The organism is Pseudoxanthomonas kaohsiungensis (assembly GCF_010211765.1).
GTDB lineage: Bacteria > Pseudomonadota > Gammaproteobacteria > Xanthomonadales > Xanthomonadaceae > Pseudoxanthomonas > Pseudoxanthomonas kaohsiungensis.
This window is the reverse complement of record NZ_PDWO01000014.1, coordinates 69,543-94,918: the sequence shown is the minus strand read 5'-3', so window position 1 is coordinate 94,918 and position 25,376 is coordinate 69,543. Positions and strand designations below refer to the sequence as shown.

At 70.7% G+C, this 25,376-nt stretch carries 18 protein-coding genes and 1 pseudogene; 12 read left to right on the top strand and 7 right to left on the bottom strand.

Annotated features, from left to right (window positions below; genetic code table 11):
* Positions 1–94: 94 nt before the first annotated feature.
* Both pbpC and CSC66_RS13990 read right to left on the bottom strand, forming a co-directional pair.
* Positions 95–2,446: pseudogene (pbpC, locus tag CSC66_RS13995) on the bottom strand (penicillin-binding protein 1C); the annotation flags it as partial.
* An 813-nt stretch (positions 2,447–3,259) separates the two neighbouring features.
* Positions 3,260–4,408, bottom strand: a complete 1,149-nt coding sequence (locus CSC66_RS13990) for an acyl-CoA dehydrogenase family protein (RefSeq protein WP_162378026.1) — start codon at positions 4,406–4,408, stop codon at positions 3,260–3,262.
* 133 nt (positions 4,409–4,541) lie between these two features.
* On the opposite strand from CSC66_RS13990, the gene CSC66_RS13985 reads away from it, so the two are divergent.
* From CSC66_RS13985 to yeiP, 5 genes are all read left to right on the top strand, one after another.
* Entirely contained in the window at positions 4,542–5,471 is a 930-nt protein-coding gene (locus tag CSC66_RS13985; protein ID WP_162378025.1) for an ArsR/SmtB family transcription factor, read from the top strand.
* A 7-nt stretch (positions 5,472–5,478) separates the two neighbouring features.
* Positions 5,479–6,576, top strand: coding sequence for a homocysteine S-methyltransferase family protein (locus tag CSC66_RS13980; protein WP_162378024.1), 1,098 nt, complete (start codon positions 5,479–5,481; stop codon positions 6,574–6,576).
* Positions 6,573–9,263 carry a methionine synthase gene (metH, locus tag CSC66_RS13975; RefSeq protein WP_162378023.1) on the top strand — a complete coding sequence of 897 codons (2,691 nt, stop codon included), beginning with the start codon at positions 6,573–6,575 and terminating at the stop codon, positions 9,261–9,263. The genes CSC66_RS13980 and metH overlap by 4 nt, the downstream gene beginning before the upstream one ends.
* A 280-nt stretch (positions 9,264–9,543) precedes the next feature.
* Positions 9,544–10,314, top strand: coding sequence for an SDR family NAD(P)-dependent oxidoreductase (locus tag CSC66_RS13970; protein ID WP_162378022.1), 771 nt, complete (start codon positions 9,544–9,546; stop codon positions 10,312–10,314).
* A 123-nt stretch (positions 10,315–10,437) separates the two neighbouring features.
* Positions 10,438–11,004, top strand: coding sequence for an elongation factor P-like protein YeiP (gene yeiP / locus CSC66_RS13965; RefSeq protein ID WP_162378021.1), 567 nt, complete (start codon positions 10,438–10,440; stop codon positions 11,002–11,004).
* Between the two features lie 462 nt (positions 11,005–11,466).
* On the opposite strand, the gene CSC66_RS13960 is transcribed toward yeiP, so the two are convergent.
* The 3 genes from CSC66_RS13960 to CSC66_RS13950 all read right to left on the bottom strand — a co-directional run bounded on the left by CSC66_RS13960 (position 11,467) and on the right by CSC66_RS13950 (position 15,125).
* Entirely contained in the window at positions 11,467–13,281 is a 1,815-nt protein-coding gene (locus tag CSC66_RS13960) for a DUF7844 domain-containing protein (protein WP_162378020.1), read from the bottom strand.
* A gap of 40 nt (positions 13,282–13,321) precedes the next feature.
* Positions 13,322–13,633 (bottom strand): DUF2388 domain-containing protein, encoded by a 312-nt coding sequence (locus tag CSC66_RS13955; RefSeq protein WP_338016026.1) that lies wholly within the window; start codon positions 13,631–13,633, stop codon positions 13,322–13,324.
* 103 nt (positions 13,634–13,736) lie between these two features.
* The gene (locus tag CSC66_RS13950) at positions 13,737–15,125 is read right to left on the bottom strand and encodes an FAD-binding oxidoreductase (protein WP_162378018.1); all 1,389 of its coding nucleotides are present in this window, start codon (positions 15,123–15,125) and stop codon (positions 13,737–13,739) included.
* 452 nt (positions 15,126–15,577) lie between these two features.
* Here CSC66_RS13950 and serA point away from each other — a divergent pair, with 452 nt between their 5' ends.
* Complete coding sequence (serA, locus tag CSC66_RS13945) at positions 15,578–16,819, top strand: phosphoglycerate dehydrogenase (RefSeq protein ID WP_162378017.1); 1,242 nt, start codon at positions 15,578–15,580, stop codon at positions 16,817–16,819.
* Positions 16,820–17,019: 200 nt separating this feature from the next.
* On the opposite strand, the gene CSC66_RS13940 is transcribed toward serA, so the two are convergent.
* Entirely contained in the window at positions 17,020–17,583 is a 564-nt protein-coding gene (locus CSC66_RS13940; RefSeq protein WP_162378016.1) for an NUDIX hydrolase, read from the bottom strand.
* Positions 17,584–17,771: 188 nt separating this feature from the next.
* Between CSC66_RS13940 and CSC66_RS13935 the strand changes: the two genes are divergently transcribed.
* The 6 genes from CSC66_RS13935 (at position 17,772) to yddG (ending at position 23,605) form a co-directional block, all read left to right on the top strand.
* Positions 17,772–19,244 carry an amino acid permease gene (locus CSC66_RS13935; protein WP_162378015.1) on the top strand — a complete coding sequence of 491 codons (1,473 nt, stop codon included), beginning with the start codon at positions 17,772–17,774 and terminating at the stop codon, positions 19,242–19,244.
* A gap of 96 nt (positions 19,245–19,340) precedes the next feature.
* Positions 19,341–20,642 carry an amino acid permease gene (locus tag CSC66_RS13930; RefSeq protein WP_162378014.1) on the top strand — a complete coding sequence of 434 codons (1,302 nt, stop codon included), beginning with the start codon at positions 19,341–19,343 and terminating at the stop codon, positions 20,640–20,642.
* 10 nt (positions 20,643–20,652) lie between these two features.
* Positions 20,653–21,297: a methylthioribulose 1-phosphate dehydratase gene (locus CSC66_RS13925; RefSeq protein WP_162378013.1), complete on the top strand. Its 645-nt coding sequence runs from the start codon at positions 20,653–20,655 to the stop codon at positions 21,295–21,297.
* Positions 21,298–21,413: 116 nt separating this feature from the next.
* A complete protein-coding gene (locus CSC66_RS13920; protein WP_162378012.1) occupies positions 21,414–21,968 on the top strand; it encodes a 1,2-dihydroxy-3-keto-5-methylthiopentene dioxygenase in 555 nt (184 codons plus the stop codon).
* A 63-nt stretch (positions 21,969–22,031) separates the two neighbouring features.
* Positions 22,032–22,730, top strand: a complete 699-nt coding sequence (mtnC, locus tag CSC66_RS13915; RefSeq protein ID WP_162378011.1) for an acireductone synthase — start codon at positions 22,032–22,034, stop codon at positions 22,728–22,730.
* 5 nt (positions 22,731–22,735) lie between these two features.
* Positions 22,736–23,605 carry an aromatic amino acid exporter YddG gene (gene yddG, locus CSC66_RS13910; protein WP_162378010.1) on the top strand — a complete coding sequence of 290 codons (870 nt, stop codon included), beginning with the start codon at positions 22,736–22,738 and terminating at the stop codon, positions 23,603–23,605.
* 163 nt (positions 23,606–23,768) lie between these two features.
* Here the strand turns inward: yddG and CSC66_RS13905 are convergent, their stop codons facing one another.
* Positions 23,769–25,370 carry a calcineurin-like phosphoesterase C-terminal domain-containing protein gene (locus CSC66_RS13905; RefSeq protein WP_162378009.1) on the bottom strand — a complete coding sequence of 534 codons (1,602 nt, stop codon included), beginning with the start codon at positions 25,368–25,370 and terminating at the stop codon, positions 23,769–23,771.
* Positions 25,371–25,376 lie beyond the last annotated feature (6 nt).

Genomic DNA, 25,376 nt, shown 5'->3' with positions numbered 1-25,376 from the left:
GCGCGACTCCCGCGCCGCTGGCGACCACGCCGCCACCGGCCTCGCCGGCAGCGGCTTCGGCCACCCCGTCCTGCCCGCCGGCATCGACACCCGCGATGCGGAAGCGGACCTGCGCCCAGGCGCCGCTGTCGGCCAGCGCGGTGAGCACGTGCCCGCCGCGACCGGCGCGGGCGTAGTCGTGCCCGAAGCCGCGCCCGCCCTCGGTGCGCGCGATCGCGCGGCCATCCAGCAGCCACTGCACCGGCTGGCCGGTGCCCAGCGCGCGCACCTGCAGGCGCAGTCCGCGCCGGCTGCCGGGCGGCGGCGCCAGGGTCGCGCCTTCTTCGATGCCGTCGATGCGCAGTGATTCCACCGCCTCGCGCCCGTCGGCGACGCAGTCCGGCGACAGCGGCGGCGGCCGCGAGGCGAGCCGGTCCTCCCGCGGCAGCCAGGGCGAAAGCAGCGCCGGCCAGCGCGCGATCTCGACGTCATGCACGGCATGCGTGCGCGCGCAGTCCGCGGACAGCCGCAAGCCGCTGCCGGCATCGACCTGGAACCGCTCGCGCCCGGCATGCCACAGGCGCGCATCACGCTCGGCGAAGGTCGGCGGCACGTTGCCGTCCAGCCGCCAGGCATCGAGCCGGCGACGGCACAGCGGCGCGGGCGTGTCGTCGGCCGCCAGGCCCAGCGGCCAGCACACGGCCACCGCGTCGACCGTGGCCGGTCGCGGCAGCGGATCGGCATCGCCCGGCGCGCGCGGCAGGCCATCGATGGTTTCCAGCAGCAACGGCAGCGCGGTGAGCGCGCCGTACTGGCCCGGCAGGGGCGTGCCGTCCGGACGCCCGATCCAGACCCCGACCGTGTAGCGTCGGGTGCCACCGACCGCCCAGGCGTCGCGGAAGCCGTAGCTGGTGCCGGTCTTCCAGGCCACCGCCGGGCGCGACCCGGTGTCGAACACGCCACCGGCCTGGCCGGGTCGCGGATTGGACTGCAGGATCTCGCGCACGATCCAGGCCGCGCCCGGCGACAGCAGGCGCCGTTCGACCAGCGGCTCGGCGGGCGTGTAACGCACCTGCGCCGCCACGCCCTGGCGCTGGAAGGCGGCGTAGGCGCCGACCAAGTCCTCCAGGCGCACGCCGGTGCCACCGAGGATCAGCGCCAGGTTCGGCCGTGCCCCGCGCGGGAAGCGCAGCGAGATCCCGGCGTGGTCGAGCCGCGCGGCGAAGCGCGCCGGTCCGACCCGGTCGAGCAGGTCCACCGCCGGCACGTTCAGCGACAGCTGCAGCGCGCTGGCCGCGCTCACCGGACCGTTGAACGCTTCGCCGAAGTTGCCCGGCCGGTAGCCGCCGAAATCCTGCGGCGCATCCACCAGCAGGCTGCCGGAATGGACCAGGCCGTCGTCCAGGGCCATGCCATAGAGGAACGGCTTGAGCGTCGAGCCCGGCGAGCGCCACGCCCGGACCATGTCGACATGCCCCAGCCGTTCGCGGTCGCCGAACTCGACCGAGCCGACATAGGCGCGCGCCTGCATGGTGGCGTTGTCCACCACCAGCAGCGCGGCCGAGGTCCGCGGTGGCAGCGCGGCGAAGTAGGCGGAGACGCGCTCTTCCAGGGCGCGCTGCAGCGGGGCGTCGAGCGTGGTGTCGATCCGCTGCGCACGCGGGTGCGCCTGGCGCAGGCGCTGCGCCAGCAGCGCGGCGTGCACCGGTGGCCGCAGCGAGCGCGCGACCACCGGCTCGATCCGCGCATCGGCGACCGCGTCGTCGGTCCAGTGGCCCAGCGCCTGCATCCGCGCCAGCACCTTGTCGCGCGCCCGCCGCGCCGCCTGCGGATGCCGGTCCGGTCGCAGGCGGCTCGGTGCCTGCGGCAGCACCGCCAGCAGCGCGGCCTCGGCATGCGAGAGCCGCGCGGCGGGCTTGCCCAGGTAGGCCCAGCTGGCGGCCTCGACGCCTTCGATGGTGCCGCCGAACGGTGCGCGCTCCAGGTACAGCTGCAGGATCTGCGCTTTCGACAGCCGCGCCTCCAGCTGCAGTGCGCGCGCCATCTGCAGCAGCTTGCCGCCGGCACTGCGGGTGTCGCGCCCGTCCAGGATGCGCGCGACCTGCATGGTCAGGGTCGAGCCGCCGGAGACGATATCGCCGCTGCGCAGCCACTGGCCGGCGGCGCGCGCCAGGGCGAACGGATTGACGCCTGGGTGGTAATCGAACCAGCGGTCTTCGTAGCCGGTCAACGCCTGCACGTACAGCGGCGAGACGGTGTCGGCCGAAGCCGGATACCGCCACACGCCCTCGCCGTCGGCGAACGCACGCAAGGGGGTACCGTCGGCCGCGGTCACGACGGTGGCGACGCCCCGGCCCGCCCGTGGCAGCGGCGGGGGAAAGGCCAGGTCCAGGGCGAGCACCGCCAGCAACACGGCCACCGTGCCCCAGCGCAGCCACGGCCACGCGCGAGCCAGCGCCACGCGCATGCGTTGCAACCTTGTTGCCCGCCCTGGCACCACCGTCCCTGCTCCACCCTGCGACCGGCCCATTTGAAGCGATTGCGCGCCGGAGCAAAAGCGCCGCGTCGCGCGGACCGCCGGGCCCATGGAGCATGACCCGCGTCCTCGTTCGACCCGCGTCGGTTGCCGCTCCCTGTAGGAGCCCATCCTCATGGGCGACCGGGCGCGAAAACCACGAAGGCGTCGCTTGTGCCGACGACGTCGGGTCGCCGATGAATCGGCTCCTACATGAAGAGCCCCAATGACCCGGCGACCTCGGGCGACCTGGATGGCTGTCGCTTCGTCTGTCAGGCACGCGATGACCCGCGTCGTTTGTCGCTCCCTGTAGGAGCCCATCCTCATGGGCGACCGGGCGCGAAAACCATGAAGGCGTCGCCTGCGCCCACGACGTCGGGTCGCCGATGAATCGGCTCCTACATGAAGAGCGCCCATGACCCGACGTCCTCGGGCGACCTGGATGGCTGCAGAACTCATGAAGGTGTCGCCTGTGCCGGCGGAGTCGGGTCGCCGATGAATCGGCTCCTACATCGAGAACGAACCGACGACCTCGAAGCACTCCGAAGACGCGGTGGGCCGGGGGTGTCGCGGGAGCGGACAGGGATGTCCGCGCCGGATCGTCGGCACAGGGATGTGCCGCCGATCCGGCCGCGACACCCCCGGCCCATCGCGGCTCCCGCCGAAGCCGACCCCCACCGGCGCTCCTGCGGTTGCGGTTGCGGTTGCGGAAAAAAGAAACGGGGCCATGCGGCCCCGTTCCAGGATGCCTCCAGCCGCCGCGCCTCAGCGCAGGCCGGTCTCGCTGCGGGCGATGACCAGGCGCTGGATTTCCGAGGTGCCCTCGTAGATCTCGGTGATCTTGGCGTCGCGGAAATAGCGCTCCAGCGGCATCTCCTTGGAATAGCCCATGCCGCCATGGATCTGCACCGCCTGGTGGGTGATCCACATCGCCGCTTCCGACGCGGTGAGCTTGGCGATCGCCGCCTCGGCCGAGAACGGCTTGCCCTGCCCCTTCAGCCAGGCCGCCCGCAGCGTCAGCAGCAGCGAGGCGTCCAGCTTGCACTTCATGTCGGCGATCTTGGCCTGGGTCATCTGGAAGGTGCCGATCGCCGCGCCGAACGCCTTGCGCTCCTTCACGTAGGCGATCGTGGCCTCGTAGGCGGCCCGGGCGATGCCGATGGCCTGCGAGGCGATGCCGATGCGGCCCGAGTCCAGCACGCCCATGGCGATCTTGAAGCCCTCGCCCTCGGCGCCGAGCACGTCGGCCGGCTGGGCGACGTAGTCGGCGAACTCGATCTCGCAGGTGGCCGAGGCGCGGATGCCGAGCTTGGGCTCGGTCTTGCCGCGATGGAAGCCGGCGCGCGTGGTGTCGACGATGAACGCCGTGATGCCGCGTGCTCCCTTGTCCGGGTCGGTCATCGCGAACAGCACGATGTAGCGGGCGACCGGACCGGAGGTGATCCAGCTCTTCTTGCCATTGATCACGAAGCTGCCGTCGGCCTGCCTGACCGCGCGGCAGCGCATGGCCGTGGCGTCGGAGCCGGACTGCGGCTCGGTCAGGGCGAACGCGCCGATCTCGCGGCCTTCGGCGATCGCGCGCACGTAGGTCTGCTTCTGCTCCTCGGTGCCGTGCTTGAGGATGCCGGCGCTGAACAGCGAGTTGTTGACCGACATGATCGTGGAGTGGGCGGCGTCGCCAGCGGCGATCTCGACCATCGCCAGCACGTAGCTGACCGGGTCCATCCCGGCGCCGCCGTATTCGTCCGGCACCTCGATGCCCATCAGGCCGTTCTCGCCCAGCACCTTGATGTTGTCCAGCGGGAATTCGCCGCTGCGATCGTAATGCTCAGCGCTCGGCGCGATCACATCCTGGGCGATGCGGCGCGCGACGTCCTGGAGCATCAATTGTTCTTCGGTGAAGCTGAGATCCACGGCTGACCCCTCCGGTCATGGGCGATATCGCCAATTGTAACTGTTGCAACCATGCCATTCGCAGGCGTATGTAGCTTGACCGGTCCGACCGCGCGCCGCCACAATATCTCTATATCGCGATGGGAAGATATTTATGGACCTGGAGGACTGGTCGACCCGGCTGAAGGTGTTCGCCGACGCCACCCGCGTGCGCCTGCTGGCCCTGCTGGAACTGGAGGAGCTCACCGTGGCCGAGCTGTCCTCGGTCACCCGCCTGGCCCAGCCGCGCGTCTCCACCCACCTGGCCAAGCTGAAGGAAGCCGGGCTGGTCCGCGATCGCCGCGCCGGCGTGTCGGCCTACTACCGCTTCGACGAGGCCGCGCTGGACCCGGCCCAGCGCGCGTTGTGGCAGGCCCTGAGCACCGGCAGCGACGACCCCCTCCTGCGCCAGGACGCCGAGCGGCTGCCGGCGGTGCTGGCCTCGCGGGCGGCGGACCAGAACTGGGCCGACAGCGTGGCCGGCGACATGGAGCGCCACTATTCCCCCGGACGCACCTGGGAAGCGCTGGCGCGCAGCGCCCTGCCGCTGCTGGAAACCGGCGACGTGCTGGACATCGCCTCCGGCGACGGCGTGCTGGCCGAGCTGCTGGCCCCGCATTCGCACCGCTACGTCTGCATCGACACCAGCGCGCGGGTGGTCGCCGCCGCCAGCGAGCGCCTGCGCCGCCTGGAGAACGTGGAGGTGCGCGAGGCCGACATGCACGCCCTGCCGTTCAAGGAAGGCAGCTTCGACCTGGTCGTCCTGATGCATGCACTGACCTACGCGGCCCGGCCGGCGCAGGCGGTGGCCGAAGGCGCGCGGGTGCTGCGCAAGGGCGGCCGCCTGCTGCTGAGCAGCCTGGCCCGGCACGAGCACAAGGCGGTGGTGGAGACCTACGGCCACGTCAACCTGGGCTTTGCCGCCAAGGAGCTGCGCCGCTTCGCCGAGAAGGCCGGGCTGGAGGTGACCAGCCTGGAAACCGTGACCCGCGAACGCCGCCCGCCGCATTTCGAAGTGATCTCGCTGATCGCCGTCAAGCCCTGAGGCCGCCATGACCCACTCCCTGCCCTGGCTGCATCCCGAGCGCGTCGCCCTGCTCGAACAGGCCCTGCGCGAGCGCATCCTGGTCATCGACGGCGCGATGGGCACCATGATCCAGCGCCACGACCTGCAGGAGGCCGACTACCGGGGCGAGCGCTTCGCCGGTGGCTACGACCACATGCACCACACCGGCCACGAGGGCCATGGCCCCCAGTGCGGCCACGACCTCAAGGGCAACAACGACCTGTTGCTGCTGACCCGGCCGGAGATCATCGCCGCCATCCACCGCGCCTACCTGGAAGCCGGCGCGGACCTGGTGGAAACCAACACGTTCAATGCCACCTCGGTCAGCCAGGCCGACTACCACCTCCAGCACCTGGTCTACGAGCTCAACAAGGCCGGCGCGCGCGTGGCCCGCGAGCAATGCGACGCGGTCGAGGCGACCACGCCCGGCCAGCCCCGGTTCGTGATCGGCGTACTCGGCCCCACCAGCCGCACCGCCTCGATCAGCCCGGACGTCAACGACCCCGGCTTCCGCAACACCAGCTTCGACGAGCTCCGTGCCACTTATGCCGAAGCGGTGGAAGGCCTGATCGACGGCGGCAGCGACACGATCATGGTCGAGACCATCTTCGACACGCTCAACGCCAAGGCCGCGCTGTATGCGATCGAGGAGGTGTTCGACGCACGAGGCGGGCGCCTGCCGGTGATGATCTCCGGCACGATCACCGATGCCTCCGGCCGCACCCTGTCCGGGCAGACCGCCGAGGCGTTCCACGCCTCGCTCGCCCATGCCAGGCCACTGTCGATCGGCCTGAACTGCGCGCTCGGCGCCCGGGACCTGCGCCCGCACGTGGAAGCGCTGTCGGACGTCTCGCCGTTCTACGTCAGCGCCCATCCCAACGCCGGCCTGCCCAACGCCTTCGGCGGTTACGACGAAACCCCGGAGGAAATGGCCGAGGTGCTGCGCGAGTTCGCCCAGTCCGGCCTGCTCAACCTGGTCGGCGGCTGCTGCGGTACCTCGCCCGACCACATCCGCGCGATCGCCGAGGCGGTGCGCGGGTTGCCGCCGCGCGCGCCGCGCGCCGCGCTGGAGCACGCCGCTTGAACGTCGCTGCGCCCCGCTACACCCGCCTGTCGGGACTGGAACCGCTGGTCCTGACGCCGGAGCTGCTGTTCGTCAACGTCGGCGAACGCACCAACGTCACCGGCAGCGCGCAGTTCCGCAAGCTGGTCAAGGAAGAGCGCTACGCCGAGGCGGTCGAGGTGGCGCGCCAGCAGGTGGACAGCGGCGCGCAGATCCTCGACGTCAACATGGACGAAGGCCTGATCGATTCCGAGAAGGCGATGGTCCGTTTCCTCAACCTGATCGCCTCCGAGCCGGACATCGCGAAGATCCCGGTGATGGTCGACTCCTCGAAGTGGGAGGTGATCGAGGCCGGGCTGAAGTGCCTGCAGGGCAAGGGCGTGGTCAACTCGATCTCGCTCAAGGAAGGCGAGGAAGTCTTCGTCGAGCACGCGCGCAAGGTGCTGCGCTACGGCGCCGCCGCCGTGGTGATGGCCTTCGACGAGACCGGCCAGGCCGACACCTGCGCGCGCAAGGTCGAGATCTGCACCCGTGCCTACCGGATCCTGGTCGACCAGGTCGGCTTCCCGCCCGAAGACATCATCTTCGATCCGAACATCTTCGCCATCGCCACCGGCATCGAGGAGCACGACAACTACGCGGTCGACTTCATCGAGGCCACCCGGATCATCCGCCAGACCCTGCCGCACTGCCATGTATCCGGCGGCGTGTCGAACGTGTCGTTCTCCTTCCGCGGCAACGAGCCGGTGCGCGCGGCGATCCATTCGGTGTTCCTGTACCACGCGATCAAGGCCGGCATGGACATGGGCATCGTCAACGCCGGCGCGCTGCCGGTGTACGACGACCTGGACCCGGAGCTGCGCGAGCGGGTCGAGGACGTGGTCCTCAACCGCCGCCCGGACGGCACCGAGCGGCTGCTGGAAATCGCCGAGCAGTACAAGGGGAAGAAGGGCGAGAAGAAGACCGAGGACCTGGCCTGGCGGCAGAAGCCGGTGCGCGAACGCCTGGCCCATGCGCTGGTCCATGGCATCGACGCCTTCGTCGAGGAGGACACCGAGCAGGCACGGCAGCAGGCCAGCCGGCCACTGGACGTGATCGAAGGCCCGCTGATGGACGGCATGAACGTGGTCGGCGACCTGTTCGGCGCCGGCAAGATGTTCCTGCCGCAGGTGGTCAAGTCGGCGCGGGTGATGAAGAAGGCGGTGGCCTACCTGCTGCCGTACATCGAGGCCGAGAAGGCCCGCACCGGCGATGCCGGCAAGTCCAATGGCCGGATCGTGATGGCCACGGTCAAGGGCGACGTGCACGACATCGGCAAGAACATCGTCGGCGTGGTCCTGGCCTGCAACAACTTCGAGGTCGTCGACCTGGGCGTGATGGTCCCCGCCCAGGTCATCCTGGACAAGGCGCGCGAGGTCGACGCCGACCTGATCGGGCTGTCCGGCCTGATCACGCCCTCGCTGGAAGAGATGAGCCACGTCGCCCGCGAGATGCAGCGCCAGGGCTTCACCATGCCGCTGATGATCGGCGGGGCCACCACCTCGCGCGCGCACACCGCACTGAAGATCGACCCGCACTACAAGGCGCCGACGATCTGGGTGAAGGACGCCTCGCGCGCGGTCGGCGTGGCCCAGTCGCTGATCAGCCCCGAGTTGCGCAACCGGTTCGTCGCCGCCAACGACGCCGACTACGCCGACATCCGCACCCGCCATCGCAATCGCGGCGACGCCAAGCGGCTGGTGCCGCTGGACAAGGCGCGCGGGCAGAAGTTCGGCGGCGGCTGGGACGCGTATGCGCCGCCCGCGCCGAACCAGCCCGGCGTGCATGCGTTCGAGGACTGGCCGCTGGAAGACCTGCTGCCGGTGATCGACTGGACTCCGTTCTTCCAGGCCTGGGAACTGGCCGGCAAGTTCCCGGCGATCCTCACCGACGAGGTCGTCGGAACGCAGGCCAGCGAGGTGTACCGCGACGCGCAGGCGATGCTGGAGAAGATCGTCGCCGAGAAATGGCTCACGGCGCGCGCGGTGTACGGGATCTGGCCGGCACACAGCCATGGCGACGACGTGGTGCTGCGGCACGACGGCGGCGAGGCCACCCTGCACTTCCTGCGCCAGCAGGTCGACAAGCCGGTCGAGCGACCGGACTTCTGCCTGGCCGACTTCATCGCCCCGCAGGGCAGCGGCGTGCAGGACTGGATCGGCGCGTTCGCGGTCACCGCCGGCATCGGCATCGAGCCGCACGTGGCGCGCTTCGAGGCCGCGCACGACGACTACAACGCGATCCTGCTCAAAGCCCTGGCCGACCGCCTGGCCGAGGCCCTGGCCGAGCGCCTGCACCAGCGGGTGCGCACCGAGTACTGGGGCTACGCCGAGGGCGAGGCGCTGGACAACGACGCCCTGATCGCCGAGCGCTATCGCGGCATCCGGCCGGCGCCGGGATACCCGGCCTGCCCGGACCACAGCGAGAAGGGCACGCTGTTCGCCCTGCTCGACGCGGGCAGGCACGCGGGCATGTCCCTGACCGAAAGCTTCGCGATGCTGCCCACCGCGGCGGTGTCGGGCTACTACTTCAGCCATCCGGCCAGCCAGTACTTCGTCGTCGGCCGGCTGGGCAAGGACCAGGTCGCCGACTACGCAAAGCGCAAGGGCGTCGACCTGGCGCAGGCCGAGCGCTGGCTCGCCTCGAACCTGGATTACGACCCGGAGTAACGGAACCGGCAAGGCGGGGCCTGCCCCGCTGTCGTGGAACCGGGCTTGCCCGGCTGCTGCGCTGTCGTAGGGCCGGGCTTGCCCGGCTGCCCACGCCTGCGCCGGCGACGGGCTTGAAGCAGCGGGGCAAGCCCCGCTCTACGACATACTCTCGACCACATCGCAGCGGGGCAAGCCCCGCTCTACGGCAGGCTCCGCGCGTCGCAGCGGGGCAGGCCCCGCTCTACGGGTGAATCGGCTCCCCTACAATAGGCGCCTCTCCTTATCCCGGAACCTGCGCATGCAGCCCACTTCCGTCCGCGCCGTCATCACCGGTGGCGTCTCCGGCCTCGGCCTGGCCGTGGCCCGGCGCCTGGTCGCCGATGGCGGCAAGGTCGCCCTGCTGGACGTCAACGACGCCAAGGGCGCCGAAGCCGTCGCCGCCCTCGGCGAGGCCAACGCCCGCTACTTCCGCACCGACGTCACCGACGAGGCCGGCGTGGCCGCCACGCTCGAGGCTGCGCGCGATTTCCTGGGCGGCCTGAACGTCGCGGTGAACTGCGCCGGCATCCTCGGCTCGGGCCGCGTGCTGGGCAAGGAAGGCCCGATGCCGCTGGACGGCTTCGCCCGCACGGTCATGGTCAACCTGGTGGGCAGCTTCAACGTGGCCAAGGCCGCCGCGGCGCTGATCCAGCACAACGAGCCGGGCGAGGACGGCGAGCGCGGGGTGATCGTCAACACCGCCTCGGTGGCCGCCTACGAGGGCCAGATCGGCCAGGCCGCCTATTCGGCATCCAAGGGCGGCGTGGTCGGCATGACCCTGCCGATGGCGCGCGAGCTCTCGCGCTTCGGCATCCGGGTGATGACCATCGCCCCAGGCGTGTTCTGGACGCCGATGGTCGACGGCATGCCGCAGGCCGTGCAGGACTCGCTGGCCGCGACCATCCCGTTCCCCTCGCGCCTGGGCCGGCCGGAGGAATTCGCCGACACCGTCGCCTTCATCCTGCGCACGCGCTACCTCAACGGCGAGACGATCCGCCTGGATGGCGCGACCCGCTTGGCGCCCAAGTGAGGCCGTGATTCGCAATTCGCGATTCGTGGCTGGGGGGCGCGAGCCGCCGCCCTTCCGCGGATCGTCGAATCACGAGTCACGGTTGCGAATCACCCGTCACGAATCACCAATCACGGATTTCCCATGAGAGCCAGCGAAATCAAGAAGGGCAACGTCGTCGAGTACAACAACGGCGTCTACCAGGTCCGCGACATCGAGCGCAGCTCGCCGCAGGGCCGCGGCGGCAACGTCCGCTTCCGTTTCATCATGTACAGCGTGCCCGGGGGCACCAAGCTGGACGCCAGCTTCGACGCCGACGACAACCTGGTCGAGGTCGAGCTGCTGCGCCGCCAGGCGACGTTCTCGTACAAGGACGGCGATGCCTTCGTGTTCATGGACGACGAGGACTACACCCCGTACACCCTGGATCCCGATGCGATCGGCGATGCCGCCGGCTACATCACCGACGGGCTCGCCGGCATCTACGTGCAGGTGATCGACGAGCAGCCGGTGGCGATCCAGCTGCCGCAGCACGTGACCCTGGAAGTGGTCGAAACCCCGCCGGAGCTGAAGGGCGGCACCGCGACCAAGCGCCCGAAGCCGGCCACGCTCAACACCGGCATCGAGATCATGGTCCCGGAGTACATCTCCACCGGCGAACGGATCCTGGTCAACACCACCACCGGCGAGTTCGGCGGCCGCGCCGACTGAGCAAGCCGACCCGAATCGATGCACGCGTAGAGCCGGGCTTGCCCGGTTTTCGCCGCGCCGGATGCGGCCTCGCAGCGGGGCAAGCCCCGCTCTACGGCAACACCCTCCGACGCGCCTCGTAGAGCCGGGCTTGCCCGGCTTCCGCGGCGCCGGATGCGGCGTCGCAGCGGGGCAAGCCCCGCTCTACGGCAAGCCCCTCCGACGCGCCTCGTAGAGCCGGGCTTGCCCGGCTTGCGCGGTACCGGATGCGGCGTCGCAGCGGGGCAAGCCCCGCTCTACGGCAACACCCTCCGACGCGCCTCGTAGAGCCGGGCTTGCCCGGCTTCCGCGGCGCCGGATGCGACCTCGCAGCGGGGCGAGCCCCGCTCTACGGCAACACCCTCCGACGCGACGCCTCGTAGAGCCGGGCTTGCCCGGCTTCCGCAATACCGGATGCGGCGTCGCAGCGGGGCAAGCCCCGCTCTACCGGGCGGCGGCCAGCTCGCGCAGGCGTCCGCTGACCAGGGCGAGATTGGCCTGCGTGCCCTCCAGCGCCGCCCGGCGCGCCGGCGACAGCAGCGGACGGATCGCCGTTTCCAGCGCCGCGACCTGCGCCTGGCGCGAACGGGCGTCGGCACGCACGCGCCCGGCCAGCACCTCGCGCTCGGCCGCTTGCGGCAGGCCGTAGCCGGGTACGTCCTGCAGCCATGTCGCCGGCCGGCTGAAAGCGCCCCCCAGGCGCAGGAAGTCCTGCAGCGGCCCGGCGATGCCAGCGGCGGCGTCGATCGAACGCGCATCGCGCAGCCAGCGGCGCTTGAGCTCGTCGCGCACCAGCACTTCCTGCCGGCGCAACGCCGCCGCTTCCAGCACCAGCAGCGCCGCGGCGCCCTTCAGCCCGGCCTGGCGCAACGCCGGCTCGCGTGCGGCCGGCGGCAGCGCCAGCCACCCCGCCGCATCGTCCGCCGGCAGGTCCAGCTCCCGGCGCGCGACCGCGTACATCTCCTCGAAGCGGGCATTGGCCGGCTCGAACCAGTAGCCGCCCCGCGCCTGCCCTTCCGCATCGGCCGGCACGCCCGCCTCGTCGGTGACGCCGGCCTCGCGCAGACGCGCGAGCAGGCCGTTGGGGCGGATGCTGGCCAGCGGCAGCGCCGCCAGCCGCGGGCTGGCATCGTGCAGCAGCTTGAAGGTCTCCACCGCGCAGTTGTTGCTGATGAAGTAGTAGCGGCCGTCGTAGTTCCAGTGCAGTTGCGCAGCGCGCGCGGCCAGCGCGTCGATCTCCTGGCGCGACAGGGCCAGCGGTACCGAGCGCAGGCCACGCAGTTCGACCCGCGTGTACTCGTCGATCACCTGCCCCATCGGCAGCGCGAACAGGCGCGAGGGATAGGAACCGGTGAGACCCCGCCAGCTGGAGACCTGCACGTCGCCGACGAACGCCCGGAACGACAGCACCAGGTGGTGCTGCAGGTCCAGCCGGCAATCAGGCCCCACGGGCCTGTCCGGGGCGCACACCACCAGGCGCAGCATGCTGTGGCCCCAGGCGCTCATCGGCCGGTCGTTGCCCTCGGCCAGCAGGTAGTCGACCTGGTAGATGCGCGCCGGATCCAGCAGGCGTTGGGGATCGTCCGAGCGCAGGTCGTCGCCGACGAACAGCAGGCCGTCGGCGCAGGCCGGCCGCGCCTGCACGGGCAGGCCGAAACGCGCATCCAGGTGCGCGGCCAAGGCCGGGCGCCGGCAGGCGTAGTCCGGATCGAGCAGGTAGTGCTCGAGGTTGACCGCCACGTATTCCTTCGGCGATTCCAGCTCGTACGGATCGGGCGAACGGTCGCGGAAGTCGTTGCGCGCGCGGCGCCCCGGACCGGCGGCCGCGACCTGCCAGCCGGCCAGGTCGAGCAGCCGCGGATCCCGCGACAGGCCACCGGCGGCGGTACGGTCGTAAAGGTGGGCCAGCTCGTGGAGCAGCGCCGCCAGTGCGGCACGCGTGGCCGGATCGTCGTCGCCCGCGCCCGGCGCGCGCGCCATCCAGGCCTCGAGCAGGCGCCGGTCCAACGCGATCGACCAGTGCCTGGCGCGACCGTGCACGCCATCGGGCAGGTCGTCGCGCCAGGACACGGCGATGGGCCGGTCCAGCGCCGCCGACCACGCTGGCGGCAACTTGCCCGCCGCCTGCGCCAGCAACTGCCCGGTGGCCTGGCGCGCCTCGGCGGACAGGCCATCGGCCAGCCGGAATTGCGGCGTGCCGGCGACGGCCTGGGTGCACGCCAGGCCTATGGCCGCCAGTGCGGCGAGGAGGCGGATCATGGCGTCCTGGCCAACGCGGACGCCCCGCGTGGCCATGCGATCACTCGCTGGCGAGGATCGTCCGCGCCAGTTCCAGGTCGCTGGCCTGGCGCGCCTGCGCGTCGCGCTCGCGCATCACCCGCAGCGCCGCTTCGAGGCGCGCGCTGCGCACCTGGCCTTCGCTGGCGACGAACCCGGCCGCATCCTCGCGCGCCTCGCGCACCAGCTTGTCGTCGCCGCCGGAGGTGCTGTTGGACGAGGCCGAGCTGCCGGCCGAAGACGCACCGGCCGAACTGCCGGCCGAGGTGCCGGCGAAACTGCCGGCCAGGGCGGACGGGGCGAGCACGCAAAGCAGGACCAGCGAAGCGGGAATGGCGAAGGATTTCATCGTTATTCGGTCGTGGATGGCCGCACCTGCGGCGATGGGCGGAAGACTAACCCGGCGGACGCCGGTTCCGGCGGTACTGGATCACCGATCAGGCGTCGAACAGCTTGCCCGGGTTCAGGATCCCGTTGGGGTCGAATACCCGCCGGATGCCGCGCATCAGCTCGATCTCGGCCGCGCTGCGCGTGCTGGACAGGTACGGCTTCTTGACCAGGCCGATGCCGTGCTCGGCCGAGATGCTGCCACCGTGCGCCAGCAGCGCCTGCGCCAGCAGCTTGGTGACCTGCTCGCACTGGGTGACGAACTCGGCGTCGGACGTACCGTCGGGCTTGAGCACGTTGATGTGCAGGTTGCCGTCGCCGATGTGGCCGAACCAGACGACCTCGAAATGCGGGTAGGCCTCCCCCAGCAGGGCCTGGGTCTGGGCCAGGAACGCGGGCATCGCCGAGATCCGCACCGAGATGTCGTTCTTGTACGGCTTGTAGCGGGCCACCGCCTCGGTGATGCCTTCGCGCAGGCGCCAGATCTGCTGCGCCTGTGCATCGCTCTGGCTGATCACGCCGTCGGCGACCCAGCCCTGCTCCATGCAGTGCTCGAACGCGGCCATCGCCGCGGCCTCGGTGGCTTCGTCGTCGCTGGCGAACTCGGTGACCACGTAGTACGGGTACTCGTCCTCGAGCGGCTTCTGCGCGCCGTGCGCCAGCACGTGGCGCAACGCGAGGTCGGTGAAGAACTCGAACGCCTCCAGCCGCAGGCGGCCGCGGAACTCGGCGAACACCTGCATCAGCACCTCGAACGAGGGCAGCGCCAGCAGCATCACGTTGGTCGGCGGCGGCGGGTCGGCCAGGCGCAGGATCGCCTCCACGACGATGCCGAGGGTGCCTTCCGAGCCGATCAACAACTGGCGCAGGTCGTAGCCGCTGGAGTTCTTGACCAGCGCGCGGTTGAGCTCGAGCACCTCGCCGGCGCCGGTGACCACGGTCAGCCCGGCGATCCATTCGCGGGTGTTGCCGTAGCGGATCACGCGGATGCCGCCGGCGTTGGTGGCGATGTTGCCGCCGATCGAGCACGAGCCGCGGGCGCCGAAATCCACCGGATAGACCAGGCCGTGCTCGCGGGCGGCGTTCTGCACGGCCTCCAGCGCCATGCCCGCCTGGACGGTCAGGGTGCGGTCGACGGCATCGAAGTCGAGCACCTTGTTCATGCGCTCCAGGCTCAGCACCAGCTCGCCGTTGGCCGCCACCGCGCCGCCGGACAGGCCGGTGCGACCACCGGACGGCACCACCGCCACGCCGTGGCGGTTGGCCCAGCGCACCACCGCCTGCACTTCGTCGACCGTGGCCGGCAGCGCGATCGCCAGCGGCGCCGGGGTCCAGCGCCGGGTCCAGTCGCGGCCGTAATGTTCCAGGTCGGCGGCGTCGGTCTTCAGGCGCAGGTCGGGCAGCGATTGCTGGAGGTCGGCCAGGCGGGGATCGGTCATGGGGGGGTGGCTGCGATGCATCGCGGAGGGAGCTCTGAAGCGTGCCAGCGGCCGGGCTTTGCGTCCAGCTTGATAAGGGAATTTCGGCTATGAACGTAGCCGCGCGCACCCGGCTTCGGATCGAGTCCGTCGCTGCCCAGGGGCATTGCCCACCCTTCGGGACGACGTCCTGTCTTTACGAAGGGCCGTGGCACATCCTTGTGCCACTTGGGCCATGCCCCTAGGCAACGACGGCCTTCGGGAAACGTCCGGGTCCGTGCCTTCGGCTGCCATCGGTCTGCAGCCATCAAGGCGGAGCGTTTCGCGGGTAACTTTTCGCGTGCTTATTGGTCCGCAGCGCCGCACACGGTGTTCCGCGAGGCGGGCGAAAACACCATGCCGCAGTGCGGAAAAACCGCACCGCATCTGGCATAGTTCGCGGCTCCCGCCACGATTGCAGGAAGCCGACGCGAATGTCGCCCAAGAAGACCTCGTACCCGAAGCAGGACATCCGCGTATTGCTGCTGGAGGGCGTCAGCCAGACGGCGGTGGAGACCTTCAGGGCGGCCGGCTACAGCCAGATCGAGTTCCACGAAAAGTCGCTGCCCGAGGACGAGCTCAAGGCCCGCATCGCCGAGGCGCACATCGTCGGCATCCGTTCGCGCAGCCACCTGACCGCCGAGGTGCTGGCCGAGGCCAAGCGCCTGATCGCGGTGGGCTGCTTCTGCATCGGCACCAACCAGGTCGACCTCGACGCGGCCGAGCTGGCCGGCATCCCGGTGTTCAACGCGCCCTACTCCAATACCCGTTCGGTGGCCGAACTGGTGGTCGCGCAGGCGGTGCTGCTGATGCGCGGCATTCCGCAGAAGAACGCCGAATGCCACCGCGGCGGCTGGTCCAAGTCGGCGGCCGGCAGCCACGAGGTGCGCGGCAAGACCCTGGGTATCGTCGGCTACGGCCACATCGGCACCCAGGTCGGCGTGCTGGCCGAGGCGCTGGGCATGCAGGTAGTGTTCCACGACATCGAGACCAAGCTGTCGCTGGGCAACGCGCGCTCGGCCGGCAGCCTGGACGACCTGCTGGCGCGCTCGGACGTGGTCACCCTGCACGTGCCGGAGACGCCATCGACGAAGAACATGTTCGGCGCCGCGCAGATCTCGGCGATGAAGCGCGGCGCGCACCTGATCAACGCCTCGCGCGGCACCGTGGTCGACATCGACGCGCTGGCCGCGGCGCTGGAATCGGGGCATGTCGGCGGCGCGGCGGTGGACGTGTTCCCGGTCGAACCCAAGGGCAATGCGGAGGCGTTCGTCTCGCCGCTGACCCGCTTCGACAACGTGATCCTGACCCCGCACGTGGGTGGCAGCACGCTGGAGGCGCAGGACAACATCGGCGTGGAAGTGGCGGCCAAGCTGGTGCGCTACAGCGACAACGGCAGCACCCTGTCGGCGGTGAACTTCCCGGAAGTGACCCTGCCCGAGCACGAGGACAGCCTGCGCCTGCTGCACATCCACCGCAACGTGCCGGGCGTGCTGTCGAAGATCAACGAGATCTTCAGCCGCCACGCGCTCAACATCGACGGCCAGTTCCTGCGCACCGACCCCAAGGTCGGCTACGTGGTGATCGACGTGGCCGCCGACGAGGCCCAGGGCGCGGCCTTGCGCGAGGAGCTGGCGGCGATCCCGGGAACGCTGCGCACGCGCGTTCTGTATTGAGCCACGGCGCCGGGCAGGCCGGCATTGCGGAAGCAGCCGGGCAAGCCCGGCTCTACGAGAGATGACGCCGCCGGACTGGGCATGACGTTCCGGCAACCGTCGCATATGGCGACATGTCGCCTGGCGGCACCTGGCCTGCTGACGACACGCCGGGTGATTCGTAGAGCGGGGCTCGCCCCGCTGTCGCTCCGACCGATACTTCAATCGGCTGGGCCTGGCCCTACCCGCCCCAGCCACTTGCCGGCCATCCGCCGCATCGATTCGTCGCTGGCTGGGTCGTCGGCCACGGCGGTGATCTCGCGCCAGGCCAGGTCGTGCGACTCCTCGCTGACCACGAAGCGCTCGTCCGCACCGGCCCGCACGACGTAGCGCACGTCGAAATGCCAATGGCCCGGCACCGCGCCCCGCTCCGGGATCCAGTGCCGGTCCAGGTCGAAGATCGCGCCGTCCTCCAGGTGCAGGCCGTGCACGCCGGTCTCCTCCTGCGCCTCGCGCAGCGCCACCTGAGCCAGGTCGCGGTCGCCGTCGGCATGGCCGCCCGGCTGCAGCCAGCGGTCCAGCTTGCGATGGTGGGTGAGCAGGGTCCGGCGCCCGTCGGCGCTGACCACCCAGGCCGAGCCGGTGAAATGGCCGGACAGCCGGTCACGGACGAAGGGGTCCTGCGGGTCCGACAGCAGCGCCAGGAAAGCCTCCGCCACCATCGCTTCGTCCGGCCACAGACCGGCGTATCGCGCCAACGCGCTGCGAACATCCACGTACTGCATCGATCCTTCCAGTCAGGCGCCCGCCGGAAGCGGCGGCCACGCCGTCCTCCGTTTACGCCGCGGCACAGCTTGTGATCACTCGGGCCGTTTGGCAAGGTACGGCGCTTGGGCCGTCCGCCGGGGGCGACAGCGGCAACCATCCAACTCAGGCGCATCGGACGGCCGCTCTTCCGGGGAAACCACACCTAATGTCCAAGGGACTATTCATCATCAAGCCGGTAGCGCCGGCCGGCCACGTCGACGCGGGCGAGCCGGTCGAGGGCAGCCTGCAGGGCGAGGCCACGCTCAAGCGCACCCTGACCGCGCGCCACCTGGTGCTGCTGGGCATCGGCGCGGTGATCGGCGCGGGCATCTTCGTCCTGACCGGCCAGGCCGCCGCCAACCACGCCGGCCCGGCGATCATGCTCAGCTTCGTGCTGGCCGGCATCGCCTGTGCACTGGCCGGCCTGTGCTACGCCGAGTTCTCCGCACTGCTGCCGGTATCGGGCAGCGCCTACTCCTTCTCGTACGCGACCCTGGGCGAGTTCACCGCCTGGTTCATCGGCTGGTGCCTGGTCCTGGAATACCTGTTCGCCTCCTCGACGGTCGCGGTCGGCTGGTCGAGCTACCTGGTCAGCTTCCTGACCAGCACCCTCGGACTGCCCTTCCCGGCCGCACTGGCGCAAGCGCCGATCGACTGGAACGGCACCGAATTCGTCCGCACCGGGGCGATGTTCAACCTGCCGGCGATCGCGATCGTCGCCGCCGTCAGCGGCCTGTGCTACGTCGGCATCACCCAGTCGGCCACGGTCAACGCGGTGGTGGTGGCGATCAAGGTCGCGGTCATCGCCGCCTTCCTGGGCTTCGGCATCCAGTATGTGGACCCGGCCAACTGGGTCCCCTTCATCCCCGAGAACCAGGGCCCGGGCAAGTTCGGCTTCGAAGGCGTGACCCGCGCGGCGGCGATCGTGTTCTTCGCCTACATCGGTTTCGACGCGGTATCCACCGCCGCCGGCGAAGCCAAGAACCCGCAGCGCGACATGCCGATCGGCATCCTCGGCTCGCTGGCGATCTGCACGGTCATCTACATCGCCGTGTGCGCGGTGCTGACCGGCATGACCCACTACTCGCTGCTGGGCACGGCCAAGCCGGTGGTCACCGCGATCGAGCCGTTCCCCACCCTGTCCTGGCTCAAGACCGCCACCGAGGTCGGCGCCATCGCCGGCCTGTCCTCGGTGATCCTGGTGATGCTGATGGCGCAGCCGCGCATCTTCTATTCGATGTCGCAGGACGGCCTGCTGCCGGGCCTGTTCGGCAAGGTCCACCCGAAGTACCAGACCCCTTACGTGGGCACGATCATCGTCGGCGTGGCGGCCTGCGCGCTGGCCGGGCTGATGCCGCTGAACGTGCTCGGCGAGCTCGTGTCGATGGGCACCCTGCTGGCCTTCGCCACGGTCTGCGCCGGCGTGCTGATCCTGCGCTACACCCGCCCCGAGCTGCCGCGGCCATTCCGCGTTCCGGTCGCCGTCGTGCTCTGCCCGCTCGGCGTGCTCGCGTGCCTGTACCTGTTCTGGCAGCCGTTCACCGAGCACTGGAAGATCTTCGTCGGCTGGACCGTGCTGGGCATGCTGGTCTATTTCGGCTACGGCTACCGGCACAGCAAGCTACGCAACGGCGGCTGAGCCCGCCCACTGCGATGCGGCCGGCCCAGCGCCGGCCGCGTCGCTTCCACCATCCGCATCCCCCGGCCGGGGCCCTCCACTCCAGAGCAGGCGCAGATGAGCGCAACCACCGCACGCAAGATCGGCCCGGTCCTGGCGACCTTCGTCGTCGCCAACAACATGATCGGTTCGGGCTTCTTCCTGTTGCCGGCGACGCTGGCCAAGTCCGGCGGCGTGACCGCGCTGGCCTGGCTGATGTGCACGGTGCTGGCGATGATGCTCGGCGGCGCCTTCGCCCGGCTGGCCAGGCACCACCCGGACCTGCAGTCGCCCGACGACTACGTGCGGCCGTCGCTGGGTCGCGACGCCAGCTTCCTGGCCACCACGATGTACTGGGTGTCCTCCTGGATCGGCAACAACGCGATCGCGGTGGCCGCGTTCGGCTACCTGGTGATCCTGCTGCCGATCGACGACAGCCCTGGCGTGCGCCTGGGCGGCCAGATCGCGCTGATCTGGCTGATGTTCGCGCTGAACCTGCTCGGGCCGCGCCCGATCGCGCGCTTCCAGTCGATGTGCGTGGTGCTGGGCCTGCTGCCGGTGGCGGTGATCCTCACCGCCGGCTGGGCCTACTTCGACCCGGCGCTCTACCGCGCGGCATGGAACGTGTCGGGCCAGTCGGACGTGGCGGTGGTGATGCACTCGCTGGCGCCGATCTTCTGGGCGTTCGTCGGCCTGGAAACCGGGGCGATGGTCGCCGGCGTGGTCGACGACCCCGACCGCAACGTGCCCCGCGCGACCCTGGGCGGCATCGCCATCGCCGGCGTGGTCTACCTGGTGTCCTCGGTGCTGATGATGGGCATCGTGCCGGTGGCCGAGCTGGCCGAGTCCGGCGCCCCGTTCGCGCTGGTGGCCGGCAAGATGTTCGGCGCCTGGGCGATACCGCTGATCGCCGCCGCCGCCGCGCTGAAAGCCACCGGCACCCTGGGCGGCTGGATGCTGGTGACCGGCGAATCCGGCGCGCGTGCCGCCCAGCGCGGGTTCCTGCCCTCGGTGTTCGGCCGGCTGCGCAGCAACGGTTCGGCCGGCACCGGGCTGTTCATCATCGCCACGCTGATGACGCTGCTGGCGGTGGTGACCATGTCGCCGACGGTGTCCGGCCAGTTCGAAACCCTGATCGAGATGGTGGTGATCCTGGTGGTGATGGCCTACGCGGCCGCCGGCCTGAGCCTGCTGCTGGGCACGCCGGAGCGCCCGGCGACGCGGCGCGAACGCGTACTGGGCATGGGCGCGCTGGTGGCCTGCGGGCTGCTGGTCTACTCCACGCCGGGCAAGACCCTGGTCGGCGGCCTGGTGATCGCACTGCTGGCCTGGGCCGCCTACCGCGGGTTCGCGCGCAGGCCAGCTCCGCCGGCGCGGTAGACTGCGCGCCATGAACAAGCCCCTGCCTTACGACCCGGCGGTCCTGCGCAAGCGCGCCGAGTCGATCATCTCCAACGTGCGCGAGCTGGCCCAGCTGGGCTGGACCCCGGCCACCAGCAGCAACTTCTCGCTGCGGCTGGACGGCGCCCATGCGGCGATCACGGTGTCCGGGCGCGACAAGGGGCGGCTGGTCGAGGACGACATCATGGTCGTGGACTTCGACGGCCGCGCCGTCGGCCGGCCGCTGCGCCCGTCGGCCGAGACCCTGCTGCATACCCAGCTGTACCGCCGCTTCCCGGAAGTGGGCTGCGTGCTGCATACCCATTCGCTGGTGCAGACGGTGGCTTCGCGCCTGTATGCCGGCGCCGGGCATATCCGCCTGGAAGGCTACGAGCTGCTCAAGGCTTTCGAAGGCAACAGCACCCACGAGATGGCCATCGACGTGCCGGTCTTCGCCAACACCCAGGACATGAAGATGCTGGCCGCCCAGGTCGACGCCCTGCTGGACCGCCAACCGCTGTGGGGCTACCTGATCGACGGGCATGGCCTGTACGCCTGGGGGCGGACCATGGCCGAGGCGCGCCGGCACCTGGAGGCGTTCGAATTCCTGTTCGCCAGCGAGCTGGAGCTGCGCAAGCTGGGTGCGCGCGGCTGAGTCCCGCCCTGCGGCAGGCGCCTGCCGTTGCGCCGGCGTTGGCGGAGGCGTCGTCCGCAGCTGGTAACCTTTGCGGTCCCCCGGCGCCTCGCGCGCCAACGCAAGCGAGACCCTCCATGAGCCGACTGCGCATCTTCGACGAGAACGACCCGGGCCAGCCCCTGTTCGCCAGCAGCGACGGGCCGGCCATTGCCGCCGAACTGGAGAAGATCGGCGTGACCTTCGAGCGCTGGCAGGCCAACCAGCCGATCGCGCCGGGCGCCACCCCCGAGCAGGTGATGGACGCCTACCGCGCCGACATCGACCGGCTGGTGGCCGAGCGCGGCTTCAGGACCGTGGACGTGGTCAGCATCGCCCCGGACAACCCGAACCGCGGCGAGATGCGCAGGAAGTTCCTCGACGAGCACTTCCACAAGGAAGACGAAGTCCGCTTCTTCGTCGCCGGCTCGGGCCTGTTCACCCTGCACGTGGACGGGAAGGTCTACGAGATCGAGTGCGTGAAGGACGACCTGATCGCGGTGCCGGACGGCACCAGGCACTGGTTCGACATGGGCGAGGAACCGAACTTCGTGGCGATCCGCTTCTTCACCGAACCGGATGGCTGGGTCGGCCACTTCACCGGCACCGACATCGCGCAGAAGTTTCCGCGCTACGCACCCGGCGCGGCCTGAGCCCGCACCGGCACGCCCATCCACGCCCCTCGTCGCCGAGGGGCGCTTCACGCCAGCCGACCCATGACCCAGGCCATCCTCACCGACATCGAAGGCACCACCAGCTCCATCTCCTTCGTGCGCGACGTGCTGTTCCCGTACGCGCGCCGCGCCCTGCCCGGCTTCGTCCGCGAGCACGGGCACGAACCGCAGGTGCGGCAATGGCTGGACGCGGTGGCCACCGAGGCCGGCGGCCTGTGCCAGGACGGGATGATCGTGGAGACGCTGCAGGGCTGGATCGACCAGGACCGCAAGCACACCGCGCTCAAGGCCCTGCAGGGCCTGGTCTGGGAGGCCGGCTACCGCAACGCCGACTTCACCGCGCCAATCTATCCCGACGCGGCGCAGACGCTGCAGCGCTGGCATGCGCTCGGCCTGCCGCTGTACGTGTACTCCTCCGGCTCGGTGCCGGCACAGAAGTTGTTCTTCGGCCACAGCGACGCCGGCGACCTGACCGGGCTGTTCTCCGGCTGGTTCGACACCGAGACCGGTGGCAAGCGCGAGGCCGACAGCTACGCGCGCATCGCCGGCGCCATCGGCGTGAAGGCGCACGACATCCTGTTCCTGTCCGACGTGGTCGAGGAGCTGGACGCGGCGCGCGCGGCCGGCATGCAGACGGTGCTGGTCGATCGTCCCGAGGACTACCCGCAGCCGCGCGCCGGCGACGCCGCGCACGGGCACACCCACGTGGCCAGCTTCCTCGAAGTCGAACTGCCGCTCTAACCGCGGTGGACGCCTCCCGCAACGCGACCCTGGCCGGACTGCTGGCGATCCTGCTGTGGTCGTCGCTGGCCCTGTTGACGGTGGCCACCGACGGCCTGCCGCCGTTCCAGGTGCTGGCGATCGCCTTCGCGGTCGCCGGCGCGCTGGGCCTAGTGCGCGCGGGCCTGCGCGGGAAGACGGGATGGTCCGAGCTGCGCCAGCCGGTGTCGGCGCTGGCGCTGTCCACCGGCGCGCTGTTCGGCTACCACGCGCTTTACTTCGTCGCGCTCAAGCGCGCGCCGGCGGTGGAAGCCAACCTGCTCAACTACCTGTGGCCGCTGCTGATCGTGGTCTTCGCCGGCTTCCTGCCGGGCGTGCGGATCCGCCCGTTGCAGTGGATCGGCACCGGGCTGGGCCTGGCCGCGGCGATCCTGCTGGTGACCGGCGGCCAGCGCCTGGCCGTCAGCGCCAGCCACCTGCCCGGCTACCTGGCCGCGATCACCGCGGCGGTGGTCTGGGCCGCCTATTCGGTGCTCAACCGGCGCCATGCGCAGGTGCCCAGCGCGGCGATCACGGTGGCCTGCGTCGGCGTGGCCGTGCTCGGCGCGTTGGCGCACCTGGCCATCGAGACCCCCGTGGTGCCCACGCCGCTGCAGTGGGGCGCGCTGCTGTTGATGGGCATCGGCCCGACCGGCGCGGCCTTCTGGCTGTGGGATACCGGAACCAAGCGCGGCGACATCGCCCTGCTGGGCAGCCTGTCCTATCTCGCGCCGCTGCTGTCCACGGCGTTGCTGGTGCTGTCCGGCCGCGTGCAGCCGCATCCGGTCCAGGCCATGGCCCTGGCATTGCTGCTGGCCGGCGCCTGGCTGAGCACGCGCTCGCGCCGACAGGGTTGAGATCGCCTCGCGTTCGAACAAGGGCCGGCGTGGCTCGCCAGACTGCGCGCCACGCAGCCAGCCCGCCTTCGCGGACACGCCACGCCAACCCCTTGCCAGCCAGCCTTTCGCCAGCCAGCCGCGCGGATACGCCAGGAGCGCCCCTTCCGGGGCGTTTTGCATGTCAGGGCGCTGCGTCCTGCAGCGAGTACGTGGTGCTCGCCGCCGTCTCGCCCTTCCAGCGGTCGAGCGCCCGCACCTCCACCCGGTGCTCGCCTGCGGACAGGTCGGTCGGCAATGCGCCGCGCCACAGGTGGGTGGATGGCACCGCCTCGGGTGAGCGATCGAAGCCACGCAGCGTCGTGGCCAGGTCGTCGGCCACGTTCTCCACCAGCAGCCGCGGATCGGTGCGCTCCACGCGCCGCATCGGCTTCCACGGCCCACCGTCCACCCGGTACTCCACGCGCGTGTCGGCATCGCCCATGAACACGTTGGCGAACACGCCCCACGCCGGATACGCGCCACGCCGCAGCGCACGCGGCGCGTGCAATGCGATGGCCTGGGTGAACGCGGGCCGGTCGACCGGCGCGCGAGCCGGATGGTAGGCCAGCGAATAGCCGCCGCCCCCGCCCACCGACAGCACCGCGTAGCCGTTCGGCGTGCCATCGGCCATGGTCGCATCGGGAATACCCTGCGCATCCGGCGCGCCGGACCAGAACGCGCCGCAGGCGGCGCCGACGTTGTATTCGTGCAACGGCGCGGCGCCCTGCCAGCCATCCCTGGCCGCATGCCAGTAGTGCTGCTGGACGTGGCTGTGCCCGCTGAGCAGCAGCACGTGCGGCCGGTCCTTGAGCAGCGCGAACAGGCGCGCGCGGTCGGCGGCGCGGAAGGTCTCGCGGCCACCGGCGTCGAACACCGGGATATGCATGCCCAGCACCAGCAGCCGTTCGCGCGGCAGTTGCGCCAGGTAGCGGGCCAGGAACTGGAACTGGTCCTCGCGCAATCCGCCGATGTAGCCCTGGCCCTGCCCGCGCTGCACGATCACGTCATCGAGGAACACGAAGGCCGCATCGCCCTCCTCCACCGCGTAGGTATCCGGACCATAGGTCGCGCTCCAGCTGGCCAGCGAACCGGCATCGGTGGTCGAGCCCGGATCGACGTCATGGTTGCCGGGCACGTGGAACCACGGCACGCCCAGCTGCACGGTGACCGCGTTGAGTGCCGGGTACAGCTGCACCTCGTCGTCGACCAGGTCGCCCAGGCTCACGCCCAGCGCCGCCGGATGCCGGCCGACGATCGGCGCGACGATGTCGCGCCGGTAGTAGTCGATGTCGCGTTCGTCCTTGACCTGCGGGTCGGTGAACAGCAGCACCTGGACGTCGTCGGCGCCGGATCCGCTGGTCGCGCCGCCCGGTCGCGCGCCGCCGGCCAGGCCGAAATCCAGATCCACGATGCCCGCCTCCGGCACCTTGCGCCAGAACGCCGGCAATCCGTCGGCAGCGGCGACGAAGCGATGGCCCGCGGGCTTGATCACGAACACATGCCCGCCTGGATCGGCATCGATGCGGAAACGCCCCTGCGCATCGGTGCGCACGATGTGCGTGCCGTTGGAGACGGCCACGTCCGCCACGCCGTCATCGGCGCTGCCACGACCGGGCCGGCCGTCGCGGTCCAGGTAGACATGGCCCGATACGGCGACCTTCGCGCCGGTGGCGGCCGCCTGCGCGCGCGCGGGCACGACGGGTGCCAGGGCCAGCAAAGCGATGATCAGGGGGCGGGTCCGCATGGCGGC